26 protein-coding genes are annotated in these 23,813 nt (G+C 75.0%); 16 read left to right on the top strand and 10 right to left on the bottom strand.

Features of this window, described 5'->3' with window-relative positions; genetic code table 11:
- Positions 1–80 precede the first annotated feature (80 nt).
- Positions 81–683 (top strand): response regulator transcription factor, encoded by a 603-nt coding sequence (locus tag A3CO_RS0120600; RefSeq protein WP_026204814.1) that lies wholly within the window; start codon positions 81–83, stop codon positions 681–683.
- Between the two features lie 164 nt (positions 684–847).
- Here the strand turns inward: A3CO_RS0120600 and A3CO_RS0120595 are convergent, their stop codons facing one another.
- The gene (locus A3CO_RS0120595; protein ID WP_018334141.1) at positions 848–1,084 is read right to left on the bottom strand and encodes a hypothetical protein; all 237 of its coding nucleotides are present in this window, start codon (positions 1,082–1,084) and stop codon (positions 848–850) included.
- A gap of 142 nt (positions 1,085–1,226) precedes the next feature.
- Here A3CO_RS0120595 and A3CO_RS0120590 point away from each other — a divergent pair, with 142 nt between their 5' ends.
- The 4 genes from A3CO_RS0120590 (at position 1,227) to idi (ending at position 4,406) form a co-directional block, all read left to right on the top strand.
- The gene (locus tag A3CO_RS0120590; protein WP_018334140.1) at positions 1,227–2,225 is read left to right on the top strand and encodes a helix-turn-helix transcriptional regulator; all 999 of its coding nucleotides are present in this window, start codon (positions 1,227–1,229) and stop codon (positions 2,223–2,225) included.
- 385 nt (positions 2,226–2,610) lie between these two features.
- Complete coding sequence (locus A3CO_RS0120580; RefSeq protein ID WP_018334138.1) at positions 2,611–3,162, top strand: hypothetical protein; 552 nt, start codon at positions 2,611–2,613, stop codon at positions 3,160–3,162.
- A 205-nt stretch (positions 3,163–3,367) separates the two neighbouring features.
- Positions 3,368–3,820, top strand: coding sequence for a cyanase (gene cynS, locus A3CO_RS0120570; protein WP_018334136.1), 453 nt, complete (start codon positions 3,368–3,370; stop codon positions 3,818–3,820).
- 4 nt (positions 3,821–3,824) lie between these two features.
- Positions 3,825–4,406: an isopentenyl-diphosphate Delta-isomerase gene (gene idi, locus A3CO_RS0120565; RefSeq protein ID WP_018334135.1), complete on the top strand. Its 582-nt coding sequence runs from the start codon at positions 3,825–3,827 to the stop codon at positions 4,404–4,406.
- On the opposite strand, the gene A3CO_RS0120560 is transcribed toward idi, so the two are convergent.
- Together A3CO_RS0120560 and A3CO_RS33470 are read right to left on the bottom strand one after the other, a co-directional pair.
- Positions 4,396–4,809: a VOC family protein gene (locus A3CO_RS0120560; protein WP_018334134.1), complete on the bottom strand. Its 414-nt coding sequence runs from the start codon at positions 4,807–4,809 to the stop codon at positions 4,396–4,398. The genes idi and A3CO_RS0120560 overlap by 11 nt on opposite strands.
- Positions 4,806–5,621: a helix-turn-helix domain-containing protein gene (locus A3CO_RS33470; protein ID WP_018334133.1), complete on the bottom strand. Its 816-nt coding sequence runs from the start codon at positions 5,619–5,621 to the stop codon at positions 4,806–4,808. Before A3CO_RS33470 ends, A3CO_RS0120560 begins: the two co-directional genes overlap by 4 nt.
- 58 nt (positions 5,622–5,679) lie before the next feature.
- On the opposite strand from A3CO_RS33470, the gene A3CO_RS0120550 reads away from it, so the two are divergent.
- The 3 genes from A3CO_RS0120550 to A3CO_RS0120540 are packed head-to-tail and all read left to right on the top strand — an operon-like array spanning position 5,680 to position 8,772.
- The gene (locus tag A3CO_RS0120550; RefSeq protein WP_018334132.1) at positions 5,680–6,003 is read left to right on the top strand and encodes a putative quinol monooxygenase; all 324 of its coding nucleotides are present in this window, start codon (positions 5,680–5,682) and stop codon (positions 6,001–6,003) included.
- 42 nt (positions 6,004–6,045) lie between these two features.
- Positions 6,046–7,461: an amidase gene (locus A3CO_RS0120545; protein WP_018334131.1), complete on the top strand. Its 1,416-nt coding sequence runs from the start codon at positions 6,046–6,048 to the stop codon at positions 7,459–7,461.
- Positions 7,462–7,512: 51 nt separating this feature from the next.
- Positions 7,513–8,772, top strand: a complete 1,260-nt coding sequence (locus A3CO_RS0120540) for an acetamidase/formamidase family protein (RefSeq protein WP_051086036.1) — start codon at positions 7,513–7,515, stop codon at positions 8,770–8,772.
- Between the two features lie 36 nt (positions 8,773–8,808).
- Here A3CO_RS0120540 and A3CO_RS0120535 read toward each other — a convergent pair whose 3' ends face one another.
- Positions 8,809–10,263: an MFS transporter gene (locus tag A3CO_RS0120535; RefSeq protein WP_018334129.1), complete on the bottom strand. Its 1,455-nt coding sequence runs from the start codon at positions 10,261–10,263 to the stop codon at positions 8,809–8,811.
- A 76-nt stretch (positions 10,264–10,339) separates the two neighbouring features.
- Between A3CO_RS0120535 and A3CO_RS0120530 the strand changes: the two genes are divergently transcribed.
- Together A3CO_RS0120530 and A3CO_RS0120525 are read left to right on the top strand one after the other, a co-directional pair.
- Positions 10,340–10,924 carry a TetR/AcrR family transcriptional regulator gene (locus A3CO_RS0120530; RefSeq protein ID WP_018334128.1) on the top strand — a complete coding sequence of 195 codons (585 nt, stop codon included), beginning with the start codon at positions 10,340–10,342 and terminating at the stop codon, positions 10,922–10,924.
- A 57-nt stretch (positions 10,925–10,981) separates the two neighbouring features.
- A complete protein-coding gene (locus tag A3CO_RS0120525; RefSeq protein WP_018334127.1) occupies positions 10,982–11,326 on the top strand; it encodes a DUF3040 domain-containing protein in 345 nt (114 codons plus the stop codon).
- Here the strand turns inward: A3CO_RS0120525 and A3CO_RS0120520 are convergent, their stop codons facing one another.
- From A3CO_RS0120520 to A3CO_RS0120510, 3 genes are all read right to left on the bottom strand, one after another.
- The gene (locus A3CO_RS0120520; protein ID WP_018334126.1) at positions 11,327–12,205 is read right to left on the bottom strand and encodes an alpha/beta fold hydrolase; all 879 of its coding nucleotides are present in this window, start codon (positions 12,203–12,205) and stop codon (positions 11,327–11,329) included.
- Positions 12,206–12,315: 110 nt separating this feature from the next.
- Positions 12,316–12,801, bottom strand: a complete 486-nt coding sequence (locus tag A3CO_RS0120515) for a DnaJ family domain-containing protein (protein WP_033414780.1) — start codon at positions 12,799–12,801, stop codon at positions 12,316–12,318.
- Positions 12,802–12,840: 39 nt separating this feature from the next.
- Positions 12,841–13,860, bottom strand: coding sequence for a hypothetical protein (locus A3CO_RS0120510; protein ID WP_157647730.1), 1,020 nt, complete (start codon positions 13,858–13,860; stop codon positions 12,841–12,843).
- Positions 13,861–14,274: 414 nt separating this feature from the next.
- Here A3CO_RS0120510 and A3CO_RS33465 point away from each other — a divergent pair, with 414 nt between their 5' ends.
- From A3CO_RS33465 to A3CO_RS0120485, 5 genes are all read left to right on the top strand, one after another.
- The gene (locus tag A3CO_RS33465) at positions 14,275–14,826 is read left to right on the top strand and encodes a recombinase family protein (protein ID WP_033414721.1); all 552 of its coding nucleotides are present in this window, start codon (positions 14,275–14,277) and stop codon (positions 14,824–14,826) included.
- Between the two features lie 41 nt (positions 14,827–14,867).
- Complete coding sequence (locus A3CO_RS0120500; protein WP_018334122.1) at positions 14,868–15,773, top strand: cytochrome c oxidase assembly protein; 906 nt, start codon at positions 14,868–14,870, stop codon at positions 15,771–15,773.
- A gap of 97 nt (positions 15,774–15,870) precedes the next feature.
- Positions 15,871–17,049 (top strand): putative lipid II flippase FtsW, encoded by a 1,179-nt coding sequence (gene ftsW / locus A3CO_RS0120495; protein WP_018334121.1) that lies wholly within the window; start codon positions 15,871–15,873, stop codon positions 17,047–17,049.
- Positions 17,050–17,080: 31 nt separating this feature from the next.
- A complete protein-coding gene (locus A3CO_RS0120490; RefSeq protein WP_018334120.1) occupies positions 17,081–17,536 on the top strand; it encodes a MaoC family dehydratase in 456 nt (151 codons plus the stop codon).
- The gene (locus tag A3CO_RS0120485; protein WP_018334119.1) at positions 17,536–18,852 is read left to right on the top strand and encodes an LLM class flavin-dependent oxidoreductase; all 1,317 of its coding nucleotides are present in this window, start codon (positions 17,536–17,538) and stop codon (positions 18,850–18,852) included. Before A3CO_RS0120490 ends, A3CO_RS0120485 begins: the two co-directional genes overlap by 1 nt.
- A 707-nt stretch (positions 18,853–19,559) precedes the next feature.
- On the opposite strand, the gene A3CO_RS0120480 is transcribed toward A3CO_RS0120485, so the two are convergent.
- The 3 genes from A3CO_RS0120480 to A3CO_RS37110 all read right to left on the bottom strand — a co-directional run bounded on the left by A3CO_RS0120480 (position 19,560) and on the right by A3CO_RS37110 (position 22,354).
- Complete coding sequence (locus A3CO_RS0120480; RefSeq protein WP_018334118.1) at positions 19,560–20,717, bottom strand: acyl-CoA dehydrogenase family protein; 1,158 nt, start codon at positions 20,715–20,717, stop codon at positions 19,560–19,562.
- 83 nt (positions 20,718–20,800) lie between these two features.
- On the bottom strand, positions 20,801–21,487 hold the full coding sequence (locus tag A3CO_RS0120475; RefSeq protein ID WP_018334117.1) for an SDR family oxidoreductase: 687 nt from the start codon (positions 21,485–21,487) through the stop codon (positions 20,801–20,803).
- Between the two features lie 258 nt (positions 21,488–21,745).
- A complete protein-coding gene (locus A3CO_RS37110; protein WP_245561560.1) occupies positions 21,746–22,354 on the bottom strand; it encodes a L,D-transpeptidase in 609 nt (202 codons plus the stop codon).
- A 164-nt stretch (positions 22,355–22,518) separates the two neighbouring features.
- Here A3CO_RS37110 and A3CO_RS0120465 point away from each other — a divergent pair, with 164 nt between their 5' ends.
- A complete protein-coding gene (locus tag A3CO_RS0120465; RefSeq protein WP_018334115.1) occupies positions 22,519–23,781 on the top strand; it encodes an NAD(P)/FAD-dependent oxidoreductase in 1,263 nt (420 codons plus the stop codon).
- Positions 23,782–23,813: the final 32 nt, after the last annotated feature.

The raw sequence follows: 23,813 nt of genomic DNA, 5'->3' as shown, positions 1-23,813 counted from the left end.
CGGGTGGGGACGCCGATATGAGGACAGCGCCCACCGAGGGCGGTTCGCCGCTACGAGGCACACACCGAGACGGAGTCTGTATGAGGACGGTTCTGATCTGCGACGACCGGCGCAGTGTCCGCGAGGGCCTGACCCGTGTCATGTCCGCCGTGCCGGGAGTGCAGCGCATCGACTGCGTCGCCACCCCGGAGGACCTGCTCGCGCGCTACGCCCGGCAGCCGGTCGACGTGGTCTTCATCGGCACGCAGCGGGCGGTCAGCTCGGGCGCCGAGGCCACCCGGCGGCTCGTGACGGCCCACCACCAGGCCAACGTCATCGTCTTCGGCGCCCCGGACGACGCCGGCAGCATCGCCGCCGCCATCGCGGGCGGGGCCCGCGGCTACCTGCGCTGGGACGCCTCGCGCCCCGAGCTCGTCGCCGCCCTCGCGTCGACGACGATGGGCGACGTCTTCCCGGCGCAGCGCCAGTCCGCGGAGCCGGGTGCGGGCGTCAACCTCACCGAGCGCGAGATGCAGGTGCTCCGCGGGATGAGCCAGGGCAAGAGCAACGGCCAGATCGGCCGCGAGCTCTACCTGTCCGAGGACACCGTCAAGACCCACGCCCGTCGGCTCTTCCGCAAGCTCTCGGCCTCGGACCGCGCGCAGGCGGTGGCCCAGGGCTTCCGCTGCGGGCTCGTCAGCTGAGTCGGGTCCGACGCCCGGTGCAGGACGCGAACCGCCGAGTCGGAGGCGGCGGCATCGCGCAGCGACCGGAGTGGCGGACCGAGGACGTCGCGGGGAGAGCCCGCGAGCGGCGGGAGCACGCCCGACCGGGCAGGGTCCGGGCGTGCTCCTGGGGGTCGCCCCGGTCAGCCCGACAGCGGGCCGACCATGGCGGCGATGCGGTGGTCGGGGATCTCGGTGCGGGTGCGCCGGGCGGTCCCGAACCGGTGACGGATGCCGTCGGGGCCGGCGAGCCAGCCCTGGTAGGCGTCGAGCCGGTGGTCGAGGCGCTCGCCGTCGTCGGCGATCACGGTCACGAGGTAGCGGGACTCCCGCTCGAAGCGGTAGCGCGGGGTGGGCGGGGTCGTCAGGGGCCTGGCCATCACCGCTGATCGTACGGGTACGGATGACCGGTCCCCGATCATGACGCGGCCCGGGCTCCGCTGACGGTCCACGATCGTGCGCCGGTGGGCGCCGGGTTCGAGGCGGACGGTTCCCGACCGCCTCCTGCGGCACGATCGGAGCGTGCTCGAGACCTCCGCCCGGCTGTTGCGCCTGCTCTCGCTGCTCCAGACCCGCCCCGAGTGGTCGGGACCCGAACTCGCGGGGCGGCTCGGCATCTCGGTGCGCACCGTGCGCCGGGACGTGGAGAAGCTGCGCGCCCTCGACTACCCGGTGGAGGTCGACCTCGGCCCGACGGGCGGCTACCGCCTGGGCGCCGGGGCCGCGCTGCCGCCGCTGCTCCTCGACGACGAGGAGGCGGTCGCCGTCGCGGTGAGCCTGCAGACGGCGGGCGGGGCCGGGATCGCGGGACTCTCGGAGACCGCGGTCGGCGCGCTGGTGAAGCTGGAACGGATCCTGCCGGACCGGTTGCGGCGGCGGGTGTCGGCGATCGGGGTGTCCACGGTGGCGCCGCTGCGGCCGGTGCCCTCGGTCGACCCGGCGACGCTCGTCGCGGTGGGCGGGGCCTGCCGCGACCGGCGGGTGCTCGAGCTCGACTACACCGCCCACGACGGGACGGGGTCGCGCCGGCGGGTCGAGCCGCACCACCTCGTCGTCTGGGGGCGGCGCTGGTACCTGCTCGCCTACGACCTCGGCCGCGACGACTGGCGCACGCTGCGCCTCGACCGGATCGTCCCGCGGGTCGCCCCGGACGGACTCGCCACGGGCCCCCGGTTCACCCCGCGCGACGTCCCCGGCGGGGACCCGGCCGAGTACGTCGCGTCCAAGGTGCGCGACGTCCGCCCCGTGCGGTGTCGGGCCCGGGTGCACGCGGGCGTCGACGAGGTGCGGGCGCGCATCTGGACCGACCAGGTGGGGCTCGACGACCTCGGCGACGGCACCTGCCGGGTCCGCCTGGCCGGCGACGACGTGCAGGGGGTCGCCGTGACGCTGGCGGCGCTGGGGCTCGCGTTCGAGGTGGAGGAGCCCGCGGAACTGGGCACGGCCCTGCGCGAGATGGGGGAGCGGTGTGCCGCCGCAGCCGATTCCCCGGTGCGGGGTGGTGCGCCGCGCTCAGGTTAGGCTAGGCTCACCTCAGCGAGATCAGGAGTACGACGATCCGCTCACGAACCGGCCGCGAGGGTGTTGTGGTGGCGCCCGAGGTGGCTGCGCAGGAGGAGGGCGCCGGGCTCGAGGGACGAGCCCGGCGCCGTCCTCGTCACTGTAATCCCTGAGCGGGCGACCGGTGAGCCCGTGACGCCGCGTCTCCGGTCAGGTGAGCCTGTGGGCGACGACCTCGACGGATCCGCCACTCCGTGTGGCGACCCGGCGTCACGACGCGGGGGCGGCGAGGTCGACGAGGTATGACTGCCACTCCCCGGCGCCCCGCCACCCCGGCGGCCGACCCCGACGACCGCGGTCGGTCGTCCGCCCTGCCCGTGACCACGCCGCTCGCGTCCGCGGCGGCGTGAAGGTCGACTCGCTGCTCCAGCGGGAGGGGCGTGGCCCGGTCGAGCGGACGGGCCCGATCCCGCTGCCCGGCAGGCGCCCCCGTCACCTCGCCGCCGCCCGGGGTCGCCCCGTGGACCCGGACGCGGTCACCGAGCCCTTCCGGGTGGCGGTCCCGACGCGACCCGGGGCGGGTTTCGCCGTGCCCTCCGAGGCCTTCACCGTCCCGCTCGACACGCGACCACCCGCCGTCGGAACCCCGTCCCCGGCCGTGCCCCGCGGACGGGACCCCCGCCCGACGCCGGCCGGTGGCCTCCCCGCGGGCCCGGCGCTGCCCCGCGAGCGCCGCGCCCGCCCCGGGGCACCCCGCCGTCCGGACGACGAGCCGCCCGCGGTCCGCCGCGTACCCGGCCCGGTGGCGGGCCCGAAGATCGCCGTCGACCCCGTCCTCGGACGGACCGCGCCACGGCCCCGGCGCCTGGGGACCCGCACCACGCTCGTCGTCGTGCTGGTCCTGGTCGTGGCCGCGCTGGTGGTGGCGGGGGTCCTCGCCGTGACCGCGACGATCTGACCGCCCCCGGTGCGTTCGCGGGGAACATGCTGTGGGTCGGGCTGGGTAACCTGATCGGCGGGGCGGCCGTCGGCGCGGTCCACGGCCACCTCGGTCGCGCGCACACCCCCGGGACCCCCGCGACGACGCGGGGAGCGGGGCAGTCCGACGACGCCGTCCGCCCCGTGGCCCAGGCATGACCCCCTCCCACGTCGAGGAGCTATCCATGAGCCCCACCCACGACCGCCTCTCCGCCGGCCGCGAGGTCGTGTTCGCGAAGGAGGCGAAGGGACTGAGCTGGCAGCAGCTGGCCGACGGCCTCGAGCGGTCCCTCGTCTGGACGACCTCCGCGCTCCTCGGGCAGCAGCCCCTCGACGCCGAGCAGGCGCAGAAGGTGGGCGGCCTGCTCGGTCTCGACGACGACACCGTCGCCGCGCTGTCCCTGCCGCCGGTGCGTGGCGAGGCCGCGATCGACCCCACCGAGCCCGTCACCTACCGCCTCCACGAGGCGCTGCAGGTGTACGGCAGCGCGCTGCACGAGCTGATCCGCGAGGAGTTCGGCGACGGCATCATGTCGGCGATCGACTTCGAGCTGTCCTTCGAGCGCGAGGAGGACCCGAAGGGGGACCGGGTCAAGCTCGTCTGGAGTGGCAAGTTCCTGCCGTACAGGGTCTTCTAGGTCCGTGACCGAGCTCGTCGTCCTCCTCGATCCCGACGGTGCCGCCATCGGGACCGCCGACAAGGCGCAGGTGCACCACGCGGCGACGCCGCTGCACCTCGCGTTCTCGTGCTATCTCGTCGACGACGACGGGCGGCTGCTCATGACCCGCCGGGCGGCGCACAAGCGCACCTTCCCCGGCGTCTGGACGAACAGCTTCTGCGGTCACCCCGGCCCGGGCGAGCCTCTCGACGAGGCCGTCCGGCGCCGCGGCCGGCAGGAGCTGGGTCTCGACGTCGGGTCGGTGCGGCTCGTGCTGCCCGGCTTCCGGTACCGCGCCGAGCAGGGTGGGGTGGTGGAGCACGAGATGTGCCCGGTGTTCGTCGCGACCGCGACGGGCGACCCCGCGCCCGATCCGGCGGAGGTCGACGACGTGCGGGCCGTGCCGTGGGCGACGCTCCACGACGGCGCGCGTGAGGGCTCCTGGCCCGAGCTCTCGCCGTGGTGCGTGGAGCAGGTCGCGCAGCTCGCGGTCCACGGCGACCCGGCCCGGTGGCCCACCGGCGACCCGGCCGCCCTCCCCCCGGCGGCCCGGCTCAGCGACTGAACGGGTGGCCGGGGTAGGTCCCGAACGACCAGTGGTTGCCCTCCGGGTCGAGCACCGTGCAGTCGTGCGAGCCGTAGTCGGTGTCGTACGGCTCCGCGACCGGCTTCGCCCCGGCGGCGACCGCCCGGGCGAAGACCTCGTCGGTGTGCGCGGCGTCGCGGGTGACGACGTAGCCGCCGAACGTCCCGGGTGGCACCGACCACCCGCCGCCGTCGCGGACCTGGCCGAGCATGATCCCGCCGCCGGGCGGCCAGGCGAGCTCGGCATGCTGGACGACGCCGTCGTCGCCCGCGTAGACCACGGTCTCGGTGAAGCCGAACGCCGCGACGTAGAAGTCGATCAGGGCGCGGGCGTCGCGGGCGCGCAGGGTGGGCCAGACCTGGGGCGGGGGTGTGTCGCTCATGCCGTCAAGGGTGACGGGCGGGCGTCCCCGGCGTCTTGGACGGATCCGACGAGCCCGCCGTGCACCTCCTCGGCGACCCAGCGGGTCGCGGAGCACCCCGCCAGGGCCCGGAACTCGCGGGCGAGGTGGGCCTGGTCGGCGTAGCCGTGGTCCGCGGCGACCCCCGCGAGGTCGAGGCGCCCGAGCCCGGCCCGCCGGGCGATCTCGTGCCGTGTCCGGTGGAACCGCGCCATGCGCCCGGCCACCGAGGGTCGCACCCCGAACTCGGCGGTGAACCGCCGCGACAGGTGGTCGGGGCTCCACCCGACCTCGCCCGCCACGTCCCGCACCGACCCGCCGTCGTGCACCCGGGCCCAGGCGTACCGGACCTCGTCGCCGGCCCGCCGGCCGTCGTCGTGGGTGCGGCGCAGCCGGGCGAGGACGTCGTCGAGCGCGGCGAGGCGGGTGGACCACGTGGCGCCCGCGTCGACCCGGTCGCACAGCTCCTCGCCGATCCGACCGATCACCGCCGCCGCCTCCAGCGAGTGCCCGGCCAGGGCGGCGGCGGGCAGACCGAAGAGGGCGCGGGCGGCGAGCGGGTGCACGGAGACCTGGATGCCGCGCTGGTGTCCGGGGTGCACGATCGTGCCCGGGGTGTCATGCAGGCCCGCGAGGCACGCGCGGAAGTCCCCGCGCCCGCCGTCGGGAAGGACCATCCGCAGCGGCGCGTCGACGGTGACGACGAACGTCAGGAACGGCGACGGCAGCGCGCGGTGGATGCCGGGCGGGGTGTCACGGACGTCGTAGACGTGGCGCGTGACGGACCTGCCCATCGGGACAGTGTGGCTCCGGGAGGGTGTGCCGGGCGCCACCATCGGGCAGGATCCTCCCATGATCTTCATCGCCGTGAAGTGGACGATCAAGCCCGAGTACGCGGACCGCTGGCCGGAGCTCTCGCGCGAGTTCACGCAGGCCTGCCGGCAGGAGCCGGGCAACATCTTCTTCGAGTGGAGCAAGTCGCTCGAGGAGGAGAACACCTACCAGCTCGTCGAGGCGTTCCAGGACGGCGCCGGCGAGGCGCACGTCAACTCTGACCACTTCAAGAAGTTCGTCGACGAGGCCCCGGACTACGTGGCCGAGACGCCCAAGATCATCAGCGTCCAGGGTGTCGAGCAGGACGGCTGGGGCGAGATGGGCGAGGTCAAGCCGCGCTGAGGGACGACGGAGCGAGCACGCCGACCAGGGAGCTCGACCACGATGAGCGAGCTGCACGAGCTCGGCCTCGTCGAGCTCGCCGCAGCCCTGCGCCGGCGCGACGTCTCGTGCGTCGAGGTCGCGCGGGCGACCCTCGCGCGCGTCGAGCGGCTGAACCCGGCGGTGACCGCGATCGTCGACCGCCGGGACCCCGACGCCGTGCTCGCCGAGGCCGCCGCGCGCGACGACGAGGCGGCGGCCGGCCGGTGGCGCGGTGTGCTGCACGGGGTGCCGCAGGCCGTGAAGGACCTCGCGGAGGTCGCGGGGCAGCCGTTCACGGCCGGATCGCCGGTGTTCCGGGAGCGGGTCGGAGTGGTCGACGCCCCGCACGTCGCGCGGATGCGCGCGGCCGGGGCGGTGTTCGTCGGTCGCACGAACACCCCGGAGATGGGCTTCGGCTCGCAGACCTACAACCCGGTGCACGGCGTCACCCGCAACCCGTGGGACCCGACCCGCACCGTCGGCGGGTCCAGCGGCGGGGCCGCCGCCGCGCTGGCCTGCCGTCTGCTGGCCGCCGCCGACGGCAGCGACTACATGGGCTCGCTGCGCAACCCGGCGGCCTGGTCGTCGGTGAACGGCCTGCGCCCCTCCCGCGGGCGCGTGCCCGGGTCGCCGGGCTTCGTCGCGCAGCTCGGCGAGGCCGGGCCGATGGCCCGCTCCGTCACCGACCTCGCCGCGCTGCTCGGGGTCATGGCGACCGGTGCGCCCGTCGGCCCGCTCGACCGGGCCGACCCGCTGGACCTCACCGACCTGCGCCCGGCCGAGCCGACGGCGCTGCGGGTGGGCTGGCTCGGCGATCTGGGCGGGCGCCTCGCCTGCGAGGACGGGCTCCTCGACCTCGCCCGCCTCGGGTCCGTCGACGTGTTCGCCGGGCTCGGCGCGGCCGTCGAGGACGTGGTCCCGCCGTTCGACCTCGACGCGCTGTGGGACGCCTTCCTGGTCTGGCGCTGGTGGAACGCCTGCGAGATGGCGCCGCTGCTGGAGCACCACCGGGACGACCTCAAGCCCGAACTCGTGTGGGAGATCGAGCAGGGGCTGCGGCTGACCGGGCTGCAGGTCCACCGCGCCGCCGCGGTGCGCGCCGAGTGGTACCGCGCGGCCGCGGGGCTGTTCGAGCGGTTCGACGTGCTCGTCGCGCCCGCGACCCAGGTGCACCCGTTCCCCGTCGAGGTGACGTGGCCGCGCGCGATCGCCGGCCGGACGATGGACACCTACCACCGCTGGATGGAGACGGTGGCGCCCTGGTCGATGGCTGGCGTCCCGGCGATGGGTGTGCCCGCGGGATTCACTCCCGGCGGGCTGCCCGTCGGGGTCCAGGTCATCGGCCCGCCGGGCGGTGACCGTCGCGTGCTCGAGGTCGCCCTCGTCCACGAGGCGGCCACCGGGTACGCCCGTGCCGTGCCGCCGCTCGCCGCCTGACGTCACACGCCCGCAACCTCCGGGCGCCCGGCAGCTGATCGGGTGTCCGACATGTCGGACACACCGGTGGACGAGCAGTGGGCGACGACGTTGCGCGGAGCCCTCGGGCGACGCGGCTTCCTCCTCGCGAGCGCCGGGGTGGCCGCGCTCGGGACGGCGGCCTGCTCGAGCGCGGCGCCCGCGCAGGCCCCGGCCGGGATCCCCGTCCTGCAGCCGCTCGGCGGCGGGGCCCCGCCGAACTACGTGCCGGCCACCCCGACGAACGTCCTCTGGGGTCGGCTGCCGACCCGGGGCACCCGGCCGGTGGCGACGGTGGACAACGGGGCCACCGTCGTCATCGACACCATCTCCCACGAGGGCGTCCTGGAGGACCAGGGGAAGGACCCGGTCGCCTACTTCACCGGGCAGGGCGTGGCGCCGGGCGACGTGCTCACCGACGCCGCCGCCGTCGCCCGGCAGACCCCGCACGACGGACCCGGCCCGCACGTGATCACCGGGCCGATCGCGGTCCGCGGCGCCGAGCCCGGGCACACGCTCGCCGTCGACGTCCTCGACCTCGCCCTGCGCGTGCCCTACGGCGTCGTCTCGAACCGCCACGGCAAGGGGGCGCTGCCCGGCGAGCTCCCCGAGCAGTGGGACGGGCGCCCGGAGTTCGCCCGGTGGTTCAACCGCGGCGGCGAGGTCAGCGTCTTCACCCCCGCCTCGGCCGGTCCCACCGGCCTTGTGGGCTCCCTCGGCCCGGCGACGTTCCCGCTGGCCCCGTTCCTCGGCGTGATGGGGGTCGCGCGGGACACCGACGCGGTCGTCGACTCGGTCCCGCCCACCGACGCCGGCGGCAACCTCGACGTCAACGACCTCGTCGTCGGCTCGCGGCTCTACCTCCCCGTGCGCGTCCCCGGCGCCCTGTTCTTCACCGGCGACCCGCACATGGCCCAGGGCGACGGGGAGGTGGCCCTGACCGCGATGGAGGGCTCGCTGCGAGCGACGGTGCGCCTGACCTCGATCCCGCCCGGCGGGCCGGCGCCGCGGGCGGCGTTCACCTTCCCGTTCGGCGAGACCCCGACGCACTGGGTGCCCATCGGCCTGTCCGACCCGGACGGCCCGGAGGGCGGCGGCAACCAGACGTCGCTCGACCTCGCGATGCGTGACGCGGTGCGGCGGGCCCTCGCCTTCCTGGTCTCCGACCGTGGGATGGCCGCCCCGGTCGCCTACGCCTACCTCTCGGCGGCGGCCGACTTCCAGGTCTCCCAGGTCGTCGACCGCACCACCGGGGTCCACGCCCTCATCCGCAAGGCCGACTTCGGGGCGTGATCCGACCCGGGCGTGTCCCGTTCCTGACGTCGGGTGTCAGCGGTGGGCCACGGCCGGCACCGGGATCGACTCCTCGGCCGGCCGCAGCAGCCGCGCCTGCCACGCGGCGTACGCGATCGCGACGGCCGCGACGGCACCCGACACGCCGAGCGCGACGGTGAACGCCGGGCCGGCGACGGCCGGGTCGACGCCCGCGGCGAGCGTGCCGCCGAGGGTCTCGCCCGGCACCCCGTCGGGCAGGCCCGCCCGGTAGACGGCCGCGGTGACGCTGCCCAGCACGGCGATGCCGAGGGCGCCGCCGAGCTCGAACCCGGTCTCGGAGATCGCCGAGGCGGCCCCGGTCCGGTCGGTGGGGGCGGACGTGAGGACGAGGTCGGTGGTCAGCGTCTCCACCATGGCGACGGCGAGGCCCGCCACCGCCATCCCGACGACGACCACCACCGGTCCCGCGCCGACCGCCAGGAGGGCGAGCGCCGACCAGCCCACGGCCGCGACCGCCAGACCGCCGACGACGAGGTGGCGCACCGCGACGCGGCGAGACAGCCGCGGGGCGGCCAGCGCGCCCGCGACGCCGGCGAGGCTGCCGGGCAGCAGCCACGTCGCGGCGGCCAGCGGCGACATCCCGATGACGAGCTGCAGGTACTGGGGGACCAGCACGAGCAGGCCGACCAGAGCGAACACACAGATCGTGTTCGTCGCGACCGACACCGAGAACGCGCGGTGGGAGAACAGCGTGAGGTCGATCAGCGGGTCGGGGAGGGTGCGCTGCCGGTGCACGAACGCCACACCCGCGGCGAGCCCGACAACGGCGGCCACCGCTCCCGTCGTCGTGATCCCGTCGGTGGCGACGGACTTCACCGCGTAGACCACCGGCAGCATCGTCGTGAGCGCCAGCGCCGCGGAGGCGAGGTCGAAGCGACCCGGGTGCGGGTCCCGGCTCTCGGGCAGCAGGAACGGCCCGACGCCGAGCAGGGCGAGACAGACCGGGACGTTGACGAGGAACACCGAGCCCCACCAGAAGTGCTCGAGCAGCCAGCCTCCGATGACGGGGCCGGCGGCGGCACCGCCGGAGAACACGGCGGCCCAGACCCCGATGGCCCGACGGCGGGCGTCGGGCTCCGGGAAGACGGTCCTGATCAGCGACAGCGTCGAGGGCATGAGCGTCGCGCCGCCCACGCCGAGCAGGGCGCGGGCCGCGACCAGCGCGCCCGCCGTGGGCGCGAACGCCGCCGCGACCGACGCGAGGCCGAAGGCGGCCGTGCCCAGGAGCAGCAGGCGGCGCCGGCCGATGCGGTCGCCGAGCGACCCCGCGACCACGAGCAGGCCCGCGAGGACGAACGAGTAGACGTCGACGATCCACAGCTGGGTCGCCGCGCCCGGCCGCAGGTCCTCGCTGATGGCGGGGAGCGCGGCGCCGAGGACGGTCATGTCGAGGGTGATCAGCAGGACCGGGGCGGTGAGGACCCCCAGGGCGAGGGCTCGCCTTCGCATGTCGTTCTCCGTATATCGACAGTCCGGACGGTACAGTAATGAAACTGTACCAGCTGGACGGTGTACGGTCCCGCGCATGCCCCGACCGTCCCAGCGGGACCGGATCGTCGACGCCTACGTCGACCACGTGGTGAGCGAGGGTCCCGAGACCGTGACGCTCGACGCGGTGGCCGCGCGGGCCGGGGTCTCCAAGGGCGGGCTGCTCTACCACTTCGGGTCCAAGGAGGCCCTGCTCGCAGGGATGCTCGAGCGGGTCCGGGCGCTGACCGATGCCGACATCGCCACGGCCCGCGCGGGCGCCGCGGCCGGCACCGAGTCGGTCGCCCACTACTACCTGCGCACCTCGGCCGCGGACCCGGAGCGCGACAGCGACGTCTTCCGCGCCATGGTCGCCGTGCTGAAGGTCGCGGCCACCGAGGAGGCGGCCGCGGCGACGGCGCGCGCGTCGATGTCGGCGTGGCTGGAGGTGCTCGTCGAGGAGACCGGGGACGAGCTCACGGCGGACCTGATCGCCGCGCTCGGCGACGGCATCTACCTGCGCGCGATCGCGGGGGAGCGGTCCACCCCGTTGACCCGCGACTGGCCCGCGACGCTCGCGCGTCTGGGCGTCCCGGTACCGGCCACGGCACCCGTCACGGCACCCTCGGAGCAGTCCCGATGACGCCGCGTGTCCGACCCCACGGTGTGCTCATGGACCGCGGCGGGTCACTCTGGAGGAGTGCAACCGTCTGACGAGGACGATCAGCGTCCCGACTCCGCCCGTGCCGACGGTGGGCGCGCCCCGGTCGACCGCCGCTTCGCCTCCCTCGTGGGGGACCTGCGGACGAGCGACCCGCGCTTCGCCCGCCGGGTCTCCGAGCCCCACCGGTTGCGCAGCGGCCAGATCATGATGCTGCTCGGTTTCGTGGCCACCGTGCTCCTCGGGCTGATCCCGCTCGCGCTCGGGATCCACCTGCAGGCGGCGGTGCTCCTCACGTTCGGCGCGATCGGCACCGCCTTCTCGCCGGTCGTCGTCCCGCCGCTGGCGGGCGTCGTGCTCTCGCGGATCCGCCCGCTCTGGTGATCAGCGTTTCACGGCGCGCGTGATCCAGTCGACCAGCTCGTCCTCCACGTCGTCGCGGTCGACCTCGTTGAGGATCTCGTGCCGGTCGCCGGCCCACACCCGGAACGTCACGTCGGTGAGCCCGGCGTTGCCGTAGCGGTCGGCGAGCGCCTGCGCGAGGACCACCGGGCCGCCGACGGGGTCGTGCTCGCCGACGGCGATGTACACCGGCAGGTCCTTCTGCATGGCGTCGAGGCGCTGCGGGTCGGCGACGGCACGACCGCCCTCGAACATGCCCGCACCGCCGGCCGGATCGAGGCCGAAGCCGCACCACGGGTCCGCCACGTAGGCGTCGACCTGGGCCTCGTCGCGGGAGAGCCAGTCGTAGTCGGTGCGCGCCGGGGCGAAGGGCGCGTTGAAGGCGGAGAGGTCGATCGGCCCGCTGGTGTCGATGGCGGCCTCGAGCTGGTCGAGCAGCGACGTCCCGGTGAGCACCGCGGCGTCCACCTCGGCGGAGTGGTCGAGCAGCCACTGCTGGACGGCGAACGAGCCCATGCTGTGGCCGAGGAGCACCACCGGCACTCCGGGCACGTCCTCGCGGCCGCGCTCGAGCAGCCGCCCGACGTCGGCGACGAGCTCGGCCCACCCGCCCTCGCCCAGCACGCCCGGCTCGGTGCCGTTGGCCTCGGCGGTGGCGCCGTGCCCGCGGTGGTCCTGTCCCTGCACGAGGAACCCCAGGGCGGTGAGCCGGTCGGCGAGGTGCTGGTAGCGGCGCACGTGCTCGCCCATCCCGTGGGTGAGCTGCACGACGCCGCGGGCCTCGCCCTTCGGGAGCCACCGGAAGGTGGCCAACGTCAGTCCGCCCGCGGAGGGCACGTCGATGCGGGTGGGCTCGGTCATACGGCTGGCTCCTCGTCCTCGGGCGGGTCAGGAGTCTGGCCCGCCCGAGGGCGGAGCGCCAGCGCCGATCGACGACGGGGTGCCCGTGCGGGTCGCGCCGACCGGGTCGCTCAGTCCCGGCGGCGACGCCACCAGCGGCGACGGGCCGGAGCGGCGGGCGGTGGCTCCGGGGCGGCCGCGACCGCACGGGCGGCGCGCCAGCGTCCGACCACGGCGTCGGCCGAGGGGCGGCGGATCGGGACCGGGGGCCCGACGGGGAAGCGCAGGTGGGCGACCACACGCCGGTCGAGGTCGGCGACGACGGCGCGCACGGCTGCCTCGTCGGCGAGGTCGCGCACGTCGTCGTCGAGCCGCTCGACGTCCTTGCGGAGTCGCAACGACGGCGGCAGGAGCGCGTCCGTCGGGACGCCCTCGGCCCGCAGCTTCGACCGGACCCACCAGTTCTCGTCGTCCCGGGCGGGCAGGTCGAGCGGCTTGCCCGCGCCCCGCAGGTCGTCGAACGCGCCCTCCGCGGTGGCGCGGCGGATCTGTTCGTCGATCAGCGACTCGTAGCGTTCCCAGTAGGTCTCGCCCGGCTCGCCCCGCTCGCCCCGCACCCCGACCACGGTGCCGGAGCGGGCCGGACGGCGCGACCGCTACCGGGCGGCGAGGACCACCGTCTGCGCCGCCCACGCCCCGAGGGGCGCCGAGGGCGTGAGCGACACGGGGGCCGCGGCGTCCGGGGACAGCGCGGGCCGGGCGACGAGGGCGGTGGTGGCCTTGACGACGTTGTCGGCCTTGACCGTCCAGGCGTCGTTCAGCGGGTCCGGCGGGGCGATGTCGGCGACGCCGGTGCCGGCGACGAAGTACAGGACCTGCGTGGAGCTGTCGGGCGGGGCGGGCGACGCCGTGACGGCCCCGCCGGTGCCGGTGCTCTCCGCGGGCGCGGTGACCCCGGTGATGTTCGACCAGGCCCCGATGCCGCCGAGCAGCGTCGCGGGGGAGTCGGACGTGAAGGTGATCGAGCCTGTCGGGTCCTGCGCCGTGGCGGTGAACAGCGAGACCGAGCCGGCGCCGTTCGGCAGCGCCGTGGTCCGCAGCGTGGTCCAGCCCGCCGGCGCGGTCACCTGCCCGGCCCCCGACCGGAAGATCTGGGCGACGAGGACGTCGCCCGCCTCCACCCCCGCGGGCGTCGACAGCGTCACCTGGGTCGCGGCGTCCGCGGCCGTGTAGGCGACCGCCCGCGAGAGGGGCAGCCACGGCACGGTCGCGACGACGACGAGCCCGGCCACGAGACCGATCGCGGCGAGCAGGCCGGCGCCGCCCCACAGGGCGGGGGCGGGCAGCGAGCGGGCCGCGGCGACGCCGATCACGACGAGCAGGCCCGCGAGACCGGCGGTGAGGCCGAGCAGCGTCGCGGTCGAGTCGGTCCGGAAACCGCGCACCCCGAACTCCGCGACGGCGACCGCGATCGCGGCCAGGCCGAGCAGGGCGCCGAGCGCGACGACGACGTTCTGCAGGCCCGGGGGCAGCGAGACCGTGGTCACGAGGGCGGCGGTGATGACGACCAGTACGGCCGCGGTCGCCCACGCCACGGCACTGGTGAGCGCCCCGGCGGCCACCACCGCCAGTACGGCGACCACGACGGCCAGGCCGATCGCGACGGTCTTGCGCACGTCCACCCACTCCTCCCGCGGGCCCCGGTCTGGAGCCCTGCTCTGTTCAGCGGTACCTCGACGGCCGCTTCGCACAGCGTGTCGCTCCGGGAGGTTCCACCGTTTCGGACGCGCGGGGGTGCCTCCGGAGGCCCGGCCGAGGTCACGGTTCGATTACGAAAACGCGAACGGCCGGGCCCTTCCTGATGGCACACAAGACATCCGGTAACGGAGCGTACCGAGTTCTCGTCACCCGTCCGAGGTGTGCCACCTGCGACGACGGTCCGCGCGCCCGTCCTCGGAACCGGTTTCTCCGCCGTTCGACGTGCCGTCAAGGGGACCGGGCTGTGATCACGGGGGCGATCGGGGGCGTTACGGAACGTGGCTCCGTGGCGATGCCACCTAGCGAACCGACGTCGAACAGGAGGCTGAGGGGTGCTGCGGGGCTATGCACGGGTGGCGTCGGCGACGGACGACGCCTCGGACCAGGTCGAGCGGCTGGCGGCCGCGGGGGTGCCCGCGGACCGGATTCGGGTCGACACCTCGCTCGGCACCCGCGGGGCGCGCCCCGAGCTGGAGGCGGTGCTCGGCGACCTGCGCCGCGGCGACGTCCTCGTGGTCGCCCGCCTCGACCGGCTGGCCTCCTCGGTGCTGCACCTCGTCCAGGTCGGGCAACGCCTGCGGGCGGTCGGCGCCGAGCTGCGCTCCCTCGAGGAGGAGGTCGACACGACCGCCGACCCCGGCGTGCTCCCCACCCTCGACCTCCTGGCGGGCCTGCAGCGCAGCCTCGTCTCGGCCAGCACCCGCGCCGGGCTCGACGCGGCGCGCGCCCGCGGACGGCGGGGCGGTCGGCCGCCGCGGCTGACCGCCGAGGCCGCCGCCGAGGCCCAGCGGCTCTACGACGAGGGCCGTTCGGTCACCGAGATCGCCGAGAAGCTCGACGTGCCGCGCACCACCGTCTACGGCCACCTGCGCCGGCCGACGTAGACCTCACACGGGGTGTACGGGTCCGGGCGTGTGCTGCGGCCGTGATCGTGCCGGGCGCGGGCCTGCCCCCGCTGAACGGAGCGCGCCTGCTCACCGCCTGGACCCTCTCGCCGGGGGTCCTCGCGGGCGTCGCGCTCCTCGCCGGCGGCTACGGCGCCGGCCTGCGTCGTCTCGCCGGACCGTGGCCCCGTCGGCGCACCGTCAGCTTCGGCGCGGGGGTCCTCCTGCTCGCACTCATCGGGTGCAGCGCGATCGCGGTCTACGACGACACGCTGTTCTGGGCCCGCGCGGTCCAGGGCGTCGTCCTGCTCGTGGTCGCGCCGATGCTGCTCGCGGGCGGGGCGCCCCTGACCCTCGCGCGGGAGACGCTGCCGGGACCCGCCGTCGTGACCCTCGGACGCTGGCGCCGGTCGGGTCTCGCCCGGACGCTGTGCGCCCCCGGGATGGCGACGCTCGCCCTCGTGGCGCCGCCCTTCGTGCTCTACCTGACCGGGCTGTACCCGCTGGAGCTCGAGAGCGCGACGGTGAGCGGGCTCGTCTCGCTCGGCCTGCTCGGCGCGGGACTGCTCTACGCGGTCAGCCGCCTGCAGATCGACCCGGTGCCGCGCACCACCCACCACGGACTGACCCTCGGGATCGCGATCGCCGAGGTGGTGACCGACGGCGTGCTGGGCCTCGTGCTCTGGCTCGGCCCGCTGCTCGCGGTCGCGCACTACACCGCCGTCGACCGGACCTGGGGCCCGAGCCCGCGCGACGACCAGGCCATCGGCGCCGGGGTGTGGTGGATCGGCGGGGACCTCGCGGGGCTGCCGTTCCTCGGCGCGATCGCCGCCCGGTTCGCCGCCGCGGACGCGAAGGAGGCGCGCCGGATCGACGCCGAGCTCGACGAGCAGGAGGCGGCCGGCGAGCGCGGATCGGGCCTGTGGTGGGAGCAGCAGGGTCGCTGAGGACGTCCGGTGACGGCCCGGGTGTCCGGATGCTGCCCGGGCACGCAGGTCGGGCACGTCCCGCCGTCGGGACGGTCGCTGCCGGAGGCTGGGCGGCGTGACCAGCGCACGCAGCCCGATCGCCCCCCACGTCGTCGCGCTGCGGCGCACGGTGGCGGCGACGCTGCAGCGGCCGCTGGCGTCGTACTACCTCGTGGTCGGGCTGACCGTGGTGCTCGCGGGCCTCGGGCTGGTGATGGTGCTCTCGGCGTCGTCGATCGACTCGCTGACGCGCACCGGCAACCCGTACGGGGTCTTCCTCCACCAGGTCGTCTACTGCGTGGTCGGCGGGATCGCCTTCTGGCTGACCGGCCGCGTGCCGGTGCGGCGCTGGCGGGTCCTGAGCCCCTGGCTGCTCGGGGCGAGCCTCCTCGCGCTCGTCGCGGTGATGGTGCCGGGGCTGGGCTCGTCGGTCGCCGGGGCGCAGAAGTGGTTCGTCGTCGGGGGGCTGTCGCTGCAGCCCAGTGAGCCGGCGAAGCTCGCGCTGGTGCTGTGGGGCGCCCACGTCCTCGTCGCGCAGCGCGGGGTGGTGGGGGTGCGCCGGCTCCTCCCGGTGGTCCCGGTCGGGGTCCTGACGGCGGGTCTGGTCGTCGTCGAGCCCGACCTCGGGTCCGCGCTCGGCATCGTCGTCGTGCTGTTCGCGCTGCTGTGGTTCGCCGGGGTGTCCGGCCGGCTCCTCGGGCTGCTCGGCGGCGGGGCCCTCGTCGCGGTCGGGGTGCTCGCCGTGACCGCGAGCTACCGGCTGGCCCGCCTGACGTCGTTCCTCGGCAGCGGCGACGACACGCTCGGCGCGGGCTACCAGTCCCAGCAGGCGCTGTACTCGCTCGCCGACGGCGGGCTGCTCGGCGACGGCCTCGGGCAGGGCGCGGCGCAGTGGAGCTACCTGCCCAACGCCTCGAACGACTTCGTCTTCGCGATCCTCGGCGAGGAGCTCGGGCTGGTCGGCGCGTGCGCCGTGCTGGGGCTGTTCGCGCTGCTGACGTGGGTCGGGCTGCGGATCGCGGCGCGCACCGTCGACCCGTGGAACCGGGTCGTGGTCGCGACCCTGACGGTGTGGCTGGTGGCGCAGGCCGTCATCAACATCGGCTACGTGCTCGGCCTGCTGCCCGTCACCGGCATCACGCTGCCGCTCATCTCGGCGGGCGGGACCTCGATGATCGTGAGCATGATCTCGCTCGGGCTGCTGGCAGCGGCGGCCCGCGACGAACCCGACGCCCGCGTCGCGCTGCGGGGTTAGGGTCGCGGGGAGATCACGTCAGGAGGCACACGTGGAGATCCTCGCCGGCGCGGACGGGGTGCGGGAGGCCATCGGCCGCGAGCTGGGCCCGGGGGACTGGTTCACGGTCGACCAGTCACGGGTGGACGGCTTCGCCGACGACACCGAGGACCACCAGTGGATCCACGTCGACCCGGAGCGGGCGAAGGCCAGCCCCTTCGGCGGGACGATCGCCCACGGGTTCCTCACGCTGTCGCTGCTGCCCCACCTCGCGAACTCCGCCCGCCGCCTCGACGGGGTGCGCATGGGCGTGAACTACGGGCTGAACAAGGTGCGCTTCCCGTCGCCCGTGCGGGTCGGCAGCCGGGTCCGGGCCACCGTGACCATCAGCGAGGCCGAGGACCTGCCGGACAACGGGGTGCAGGTCGTCTCGACGGTCACCGTCGAGATCGAGGGCATGCCCAAGCCCGCCTGCATCGCCGAGTGGGTCACGCGCGCGTACTTCTGATGCCCGCCCGTCCCCGCATCCACCTCAACGCCTTCGCCATGATGTGCGCGGGCCACCAGTCGCCGGGCCTCTGGCGCCATCCGGCCGACCAGGGGTTCCGGTACACCGACCTCGACCACTGGACCTCGCTGGCCCGGCTGCTCGACGGCGCGGGGTTCGACGCGCTGTTCCTGGCCGACGTCCTCGGGGTCTACGACGTGGCCGCCGGCTCGCGCGACGCCGCCGTCCGCGCCGGGATCCAGATCCCGCTGGGCGACCCGATGATGCCGGTGTCGGCGATGGCCGCCGCGACGACGAACCTCGGCTTCGGGGTGACCGTCTCGACGTCCTACGAGCACCCGTACGCCCTGGCGCGGCGCTTCACGACCCTCGACCACCTGACGCGGGGCCGGATCGGCTGGAACGTCGTCACCGGCTACCTGGCCAGCGCCGCCGCGAACCTCGGGCTCGGCGAGCAGTTGGCCCACGACGAGCGCTACGCCCAGGCCGACGAGTACCTCGAGGTCTGCCGCCGGCTGTGGCACGAGTCGTGGGAGGACGACGCCGTCGTCCGCTCCGGCGACACCTACACCGACCCCGCCAAGGTCCACGACATCGACTTCCACGGCCGCTGGTACGACGTGCCCGGCCCCTTCCTCTGCGAGCCCTCCCCGCAGCGCTCCCCGGTGATCTTCCAGGCGGGCGCCTCCCCGCGTGGGCTGGCGTTCGCGGGTCGGCACGCCGAGGCGGTATTCATCTCCGGGCCCTCGACGACGGTCCTCGCGGGCCAGGTCGACCGGCTGCGCTCCGCGGTGTCCGACGCCGGCCGCGACCCGTCGTCGGTCACGGTGTTCTGCCAGCTCGCCCCCGTCGCGGCGGCGACGTCGACGGCGGCGGACGACCTGTACGCCGAGTACCTCGACTCGTTCTCGCTCGAGGGCGCGCTCGCCCTGTTCGCGGGCTGGACCGGGCTCGACCTCACCGGCATCGACCCCGACCAGCCCCTGCGCTACGTCGAGTCCGACGCCGGCCGCTCCGCGCTCGCCTCGTTCACCACCGACGACCCGGACCGCGAGTGGACCGTCGGCGAGGTCGCCCGCCACCTCGCGGTCGGCGGACGGGGTCCCGTCGCGGTGGGCTCGGGGGCCGAGGTGGCCGACCAGATGGAGACGTGGGTCGACGAGACCGGCGCCGACGGGTTCAACCTCGCCTACGCCGTCGTCCCCGGGACGTTCGAGCAGGTGGCGGAGCACGTGGTGCCCGAGCTGCGCCGCCGGGGCCGGATGCCGTCGGGCCCGGTGCCCGGGACGCTCCGGGAGCGGTTGGCGCTGCGCTGACTCCACGTTCGTGGCAGCGAAGCGTCGTTGCTGTCGTCCAGTGGCAGGAACGCCACGTTCTCGACGGCGGGTGGGGCCCGGTTCGCCGCCGCGTGCTGCGCCCACTCTCGGCCCGGCCGTGGCTGGGTCGTGGTGACTGGTGCGCGGGGCGCACACAGCTCGGCCCCGCCAGAGCACGGCCAGGGCGGCTCCTGCGCGCCGCGCACACAGCTCGGCCCCGCCAGAGCACGGCCAGGGCGGCTCCTGCGCGCCGCGCACACAGCTCGGCCCCGCCATGACCCGGCCGCGGCCAGTCCGGCGCGGGGCGCACACAGTTCGGCTTCGCCATGACCCGGCCGCCGTGACTCCTGCGTCGGACACACCTTTCGCCGGCCCTGTCGCGGGTTCCGGCGGTCGTCCCGACGCCCTGTCGTTGTGATTCGTCGTGACAACACGTCCGAAGCGCCGCGGGTCACCGAGACAGGGTGCACCCGGGAGGCGGCGACGCGGCCAAGGAGTGCGACGGCCCGGTCGAGTTGTGTGCGCCACGCGCAGAGGTCCGGTGGGTCGCTCGTTGGGTCGCCAGAGTGTGTGCGCCACGCGCAGAGGTCAGGTGGGTCGCTCGTTGGGTCGCCAGAGTGTTTGCGCCACGCGCAGGGGTCGCGTGGGCCGGCGGCTGGGCGGCCGGAGTGGGTGCGGGACGCGCACCACCCCGGCCGCACCCGTCGTCAGGAACGCGCGGCCTTGCCCAGGGCGCCGCGGGCGATGATGACCTGCTGGATCTGACTCGTGCCCTCGTAGATGCGGAAGAGGCGCACGTCGCGGTAGATGCGCTCGACCGGCACGCCGCGCATGTAGCCCGAGCCGCCGTGGACCTGCACGGCGCGGTCGGCGATCCGCCCCACCGCCTCGGAGCAGAAGTACTTCGCGGTGGAGGGGCCGGTGACCTTGTCGGAGCCGTCGTCGTAGGCCTTGGCCGCCTCGCGGACGAGGGCGCGGCCGGCGTGCCAGTCGGTCACGGAGTCGGCGACGAGGCCCTGCACGAGCTGGTAGGTGGCGATGGCGTGCCCGCCCTGCTCGCGCTGGGTGGCGAACTCGACCGTCTCGTGGACGAGCCGCGCGGCCATGCCCATGCAGAGCGCGGCGATGTGCAGCCGGCCGTGCGCGAGGCACTTGAGCGCCGTGACGTACCCGCGGTGCAGGCCCTCCTCGCCGCCGACCAGGTTCTCCGCCGGCACCCGGACGTCGTCGAGGTAGACCTCGCAGGTCCAGGAACCGCGCTGGCCCATCTTCGCGTCGTGCTCGGAGAAGCTGATCCCGGCCGACGAGGTCGGGACGAGGAACGTGGAGATGCCGCGGGCCGGCGAGGCGTCGGGGTCGGTGCGGGCGAACACCATGAGGACGTCGGCGAAGGGCGCGTTGGTGATCCAGCGCTTCGCGCCGCTGAGGACCCAGGAGTCCCCGTCACGGACCGCCTTGGTCGTGAGCGACGACGGGTCGGACCCGGCGTCGGGCTCGGTCAGCGCGAACGAGGCGACCACCTCGCCGGACGCGAGCCGTGGCAGCCACTCCTTCTGCTGCTCGGGCGAGCCGCCGGTGAGCAGCACCTGCCCGGCGATGCCGTTGTTGGTGCCGAACAGCGAGCGCAGCGACGGCGTCGTCCAGCCGAGCTCCATCGCGAGCTCGACCTCCTCGGCCATCGACAGGCCGATCCCGCCGTGCTCCTCGGGGATCGCGAAGCCGTAGAGGCCCATCGCCTTGCACGCCTCACGGAGCTCGGCGGGGACCTCGTCGGTCGCCTCGATCTCGTCCTCCCGGGGGACGACCTGCTCGCGGACGAACTCTCGGACCGAGGTCAGGACGTCGGCGAAGTCGGACGGGTCCACGGCGGAGGCCTCCTGGAGAACGACGGTGTCCGGGGCATTCTCGCCCCTGCTCAACCCGTCTGCGTGGTCGAGCTCCGCTGTGCTCAACCCGTCGGCCGCACGACCAGGTCCGTGAGGTGCGCGTCGCGACCGGCCATGACCGCCGCGAGCACCACCGCCGCCACCGACTCCGGGCGCAGGTACGTCGAGCCGTCGTAGGTGCCGCCCTCGTGGGCGACGACACCGCGCTGCATGTCGGTGTCCACCCGCCCGGGGTGCACCGAGCACACGCGCAGGGCCGGTTCCTCCCCGCGCAGCGCGTCGGCGAAGGCCCGAAGCGCGAACTTCGACGCCGCGTACGAGCCCCACCCGGGTCGGGCGGCGAGGCCCGCGCCGGAGTTGAGGCAGACGACGGTGCCGCGGGCCGCGCGCAGCGCCGGGAGCAGCAGCCGCGTCAGCTCCGCCACCGCGACCACGTTCACCTCGAACTGCCGGCGCCAGGTGGTGACGTCGAGCTCGGCGACCGTCCCGAGCAGCCCGACGCCTGCCGAGTGCACCAGCACGTCGAGCTCGTCGATGCGCTCGGTGGCCCCGGCCAGGGCCTCGGGGTCGGTGAGGTCGACCGGCCACGGCAGCGCGCGGTCACCCAGTCGGGCCGCGACCCCACCGAGGGCCGCCGCGTCCCGGCCGCCGAGGAGGAGGTCGTGGGTGGGCGCGAGGGCCGTCGCGACGGCCGCACCGATACCGCGCGAGGCACCCGTGACCAGGGCGAGAGGACGCTGCGAGCTCACGTGGAGAACCCTAACGACGCGTTTCACACCCCGATCCGGACGTTCCACCCCACCGTGTACGGCACGGCGTGGACGCGTCACGAGCCGTGGGGACCCGCGTTGGGCAGGACATCTCTCCGGAGACGGAGGGTGACGAGCACGGCGTGGCGTTTCGTTCCCCAGCTGGCCCGCGTCCCACTCGTCGGGGACTACCCCGAACGGTCCCTGGATGTGACCCGGCGCCTCGCCCCACGAGGCGCCGGGTCACCTCGCTCCCGGCTACCGCACGACGACGACGGTGTCCCCGACGGCGAGCGTGCGGAAGAACTGCCGGGCGACGGCGTCGGACAGGTGGATGCACCCCGCCGACTGCCGCGACAGGCTCCCGGTGTGGAAGGCGATCCCGCCGTTGAAGAACACCGACCACGGCATCGGCGCGTCGTTGAACTCGCTCGACAGGTGGTTCGCGTCCTTCCACGTCACGTGGAAGGTGCCGGTCGGGGTGCGCTCCCCGGGACGTCCGCTGGTGATCGGGGCGCTCCGGACGACCTGCCCGTCCTGCACCAGCCAGGCCCGCTTCGCCGAGAGCGAGACGCACGCGCCGTCGCCGGTGATCGAGCAGGGCATTCCCGACGACGGGTCGCTCGTGGCCGTGGTGCGGGTGGTCCTCGTGGTGGTCGGCGTTGTGGTGGGTCGCGTGGTGGTCGAGGCCGGCAGCGTTGTGACGCCCGCGGTGACCGGGTGCACGACCGGGGCCGCGACCGACGCGACCGGTGTCGCGACGGCGGCCGGCCGGTCCGCGCCGACGTCGGGGAGCGCCAGCCCTGCCGTCACACCGATGGCGCCCAGCACGGCGACCGCCGACCCGGCCATCCCGACCCTGGTCATCCGCATCGCGACCCCCCGACCTCGTTCGAACCCCGGCGTCGAACCGTTGTGCTGTCGAGATCGCTCCGCTGGGCCGGCCGTGTTAGCGCACTCCCCCGAAGGGATGATCGTCGTGCGGCCGACGAGGGTGCCATAGCCAGAGTTACGGTCGTTACGCTCGGGACATGGCCGATCTGGTGGTGGTGGGAGCGTCGCTGGCGGGGCTGCGGGCGGTCGAGGCCGTGCGCAACGACGGTTTCGCGGGGTCGATCGCCCTGGTCGGCGCGGAGGAGCACCTGCCCTACGACCGGCCGCCCCTGTCGAAGGAGCACCTCGGCGACGAGGACCCGCGCGACCCCACCTACCGCGAGCGGGAGAAGCTCGCCGAGCTCGACGTCGAGCTCCTGCTGGGGGCGCCGGCGGAGGCGCTCGACGTCGGGAACCGGACCGTGACCGTCGACGGGCGCGACGTCGGCTACTCCGGGCTGGTCATCGCGACCGGGGCGGACGCCCGGGCGCTCCCGGCGTCGGTGTGCCGCCCGGACCTGGCCGGCGTGGTGACGCTGCGGACCCTCGACGACTCGCGGCACCTGCGGGAGCTGCTGTGGACCGGCACGCCGCGGGTGACGGTGATCGGGGCGGGCTTCATCGGCTCGGAGATCGCGGCCGTCGCGCGTACGCGGGGTCTCGAGGTCACGATCGTCGAGGCGCTGCCGGTGCCGCTGGTGCGCGGCGTCGGGGAGCGGATGGGCCGGGCGCTGACCGCCATCCACGAGCGGCACGGCACGACGGTGCTCACCGGGGTGTCGGTCGAGCGGATCACCGGGGAGGGGCACGTCGAGTCGGTCGTCCTCGCCGACGGCACGGAGATCCCGACCGACGTCCTCGTCGTGGGGATCGGGGCGGCGCCGAACACCGGGTGGCTGGAGTCGTCGTCGCTGACGGTCGACGACGGGATCGTCGCCGACGCGACGTTGGCGGCGGCGCCGGGCGTCTACGTGGCCGGGGACGTCGCGCGCTGGCCGAACGCGCTGTTCGACGACGTGCTGAGCTCCCCGATGCGCCTCGAGCACTGGACGTCGGCGTCGGAGCAGGGTGCCCTGGCCGCGCGCAACGCCGTCGACCCGGAGTCGGCGAAGTCCTACGAGACCGTCCCGTACTTCTGGTCGGACTGGTACTCCAGCCGCATCCAGTTCGTCGGGGTCTCGCGGGTCGACGACGGCCGGCCGCCGGTCGAGACGGAGATCGTCCTGGGCTCCGAGGACGACGGCGCGTTCGTCGCGCTCTACCGCAGCGGCGACCGGCTCGTCGGGGCGCTCGCCGTCGACAAGCGCGCCGAGGTGATGCAGTACCGCCGCCTCATCCTCCACCGGGCGAGCTGGTCGGAGGGCCTGGAGAAGGCCGAGGAGCGCCGAGAGCGCGCGGCGAGGAAGGCCGCCGCGGGCTGACCGGCCGCCGGAGTCACCCGTTGCGGGTGAGG

Source organism: Actinomycetospora chiangmaiensis DSM 45062, from assembly GCF_000379625.1.
Taxonomy (GTDB): Bacteria; Actinomycetota; Actinomycetes; order Mycobacteriales; family Pseudonocardiaceae; genus Actinomycetospora; species Actinomycetospora chiangmaiensis.
Note: the sequence above shows the minus strand (reverse complement) of the source record. Positions and strands in the feature narration are given on the sequence as shown.

Excerpts from the sequence above, each read along its gene's own strand:
- A3CO_RS0120465 (WP_018334115.1), top strand. The coding sequence starts at position 22,519 with ATGGCCGATCTGGTGGTGGTGGGAGCGTCGCTGGCGGGGCTGCGGGCG.
- cynS (WP_018334136.1), top strand. The coding sequence starts at position 3,368 with ATGAGCCCCACCCACGACCGCCTCTCCGCCGGCCGCGAGGTCGTGTTC.
- A3CO_RS0120550 (WP_018334132.1), top strand. The coding sequence starts at position 5,680 with ATGATCTTCATCGCCGTGAAGTGGACGATCAAGCCCGAGTACGCGGAC.
- A3CO_RS0120535 (WP_018334129.1), bottom strand. The coding sequence starts at position 10,263 with ATGCGAAGGCGAGCCCTCGCCCTGGGGGTCCTCACCGCCCCGGTCCTG.
- A3CO_RS0120600 (WP_026204814.1), top strand. The coding sequence starts at position 81 with ATGAGGACGGTTCTGATCTGCGACGACCGGCGCAGTGTCCGCGAGGGC.
- A3CO_RS0120545 (WP_018334131.1), top strand. The coding sequence starts at position 6,046 with ATGAGCGAGCTGCACGAGCTCGGCCTCGTCGAGCTCGCCGCAGCCCTG.
- A3CO_RS37110 (WP_245561560.1), bottom strand. The coding sequence starts at position 22,354 with ATGACCAGGGTCGGGATGGCCGGGTCGGCGGTCGCCGTGCTGGGCGCC.
- A3CO_RS0120530 (WP_018334128.1), top strand. The coding sequence starts at position 10,340 with ATGCCCCGACCGTCCCAGCGGGACCGGATCGTCGACGCCTACGTCGAC.
- A3CO_RS0120520 (WP_018334126.1), bottom strand. The coding sequence starts at position 12,205 with ATGACCGAGCCCACCCGCATCGACGTGCCCTCCGCGGGCGGACTGACG.
- A3CO_RS0120595 (WP_018334141.1), bottom strand. The coding sequence starts at position 1,084 with ATGGCCAGGCCCCTGACGACCCCGCCCACCCCGCGCTACCGCTTCGAG.
- A3CO_RS0120485 (WP_018334119.1), top strand. The coding sequence starts at position 17,536 with ATGCCCGCCCGTCCCCGCATCCACCTCAACGCCTTCGCCATGATGTGC.
- A3CO_RS33470 (WP_018334133.1), bottom strand. The coding sequence starts at position 5,621 with ATGGGCAGGTCCGTCACGCGCCACGTCTACGACGTCCGTGACACCCCG.
- A3CO_RS0120560 (WP_018334134.1), bottom strand. The coding sequence starts at position 4,809 with ATGAGCGACACACCCCCGCCCCAGGTCTGGCCCACCCTGCGCGCCCGC.
- A3CO_RS0120540 (WP_051086036.1), top strand. The coding sequence starts at position 7,513 with ATGTCGGACACACCGGTGGACGAGCAGTGGGCGACGACGTTGCGCGGA.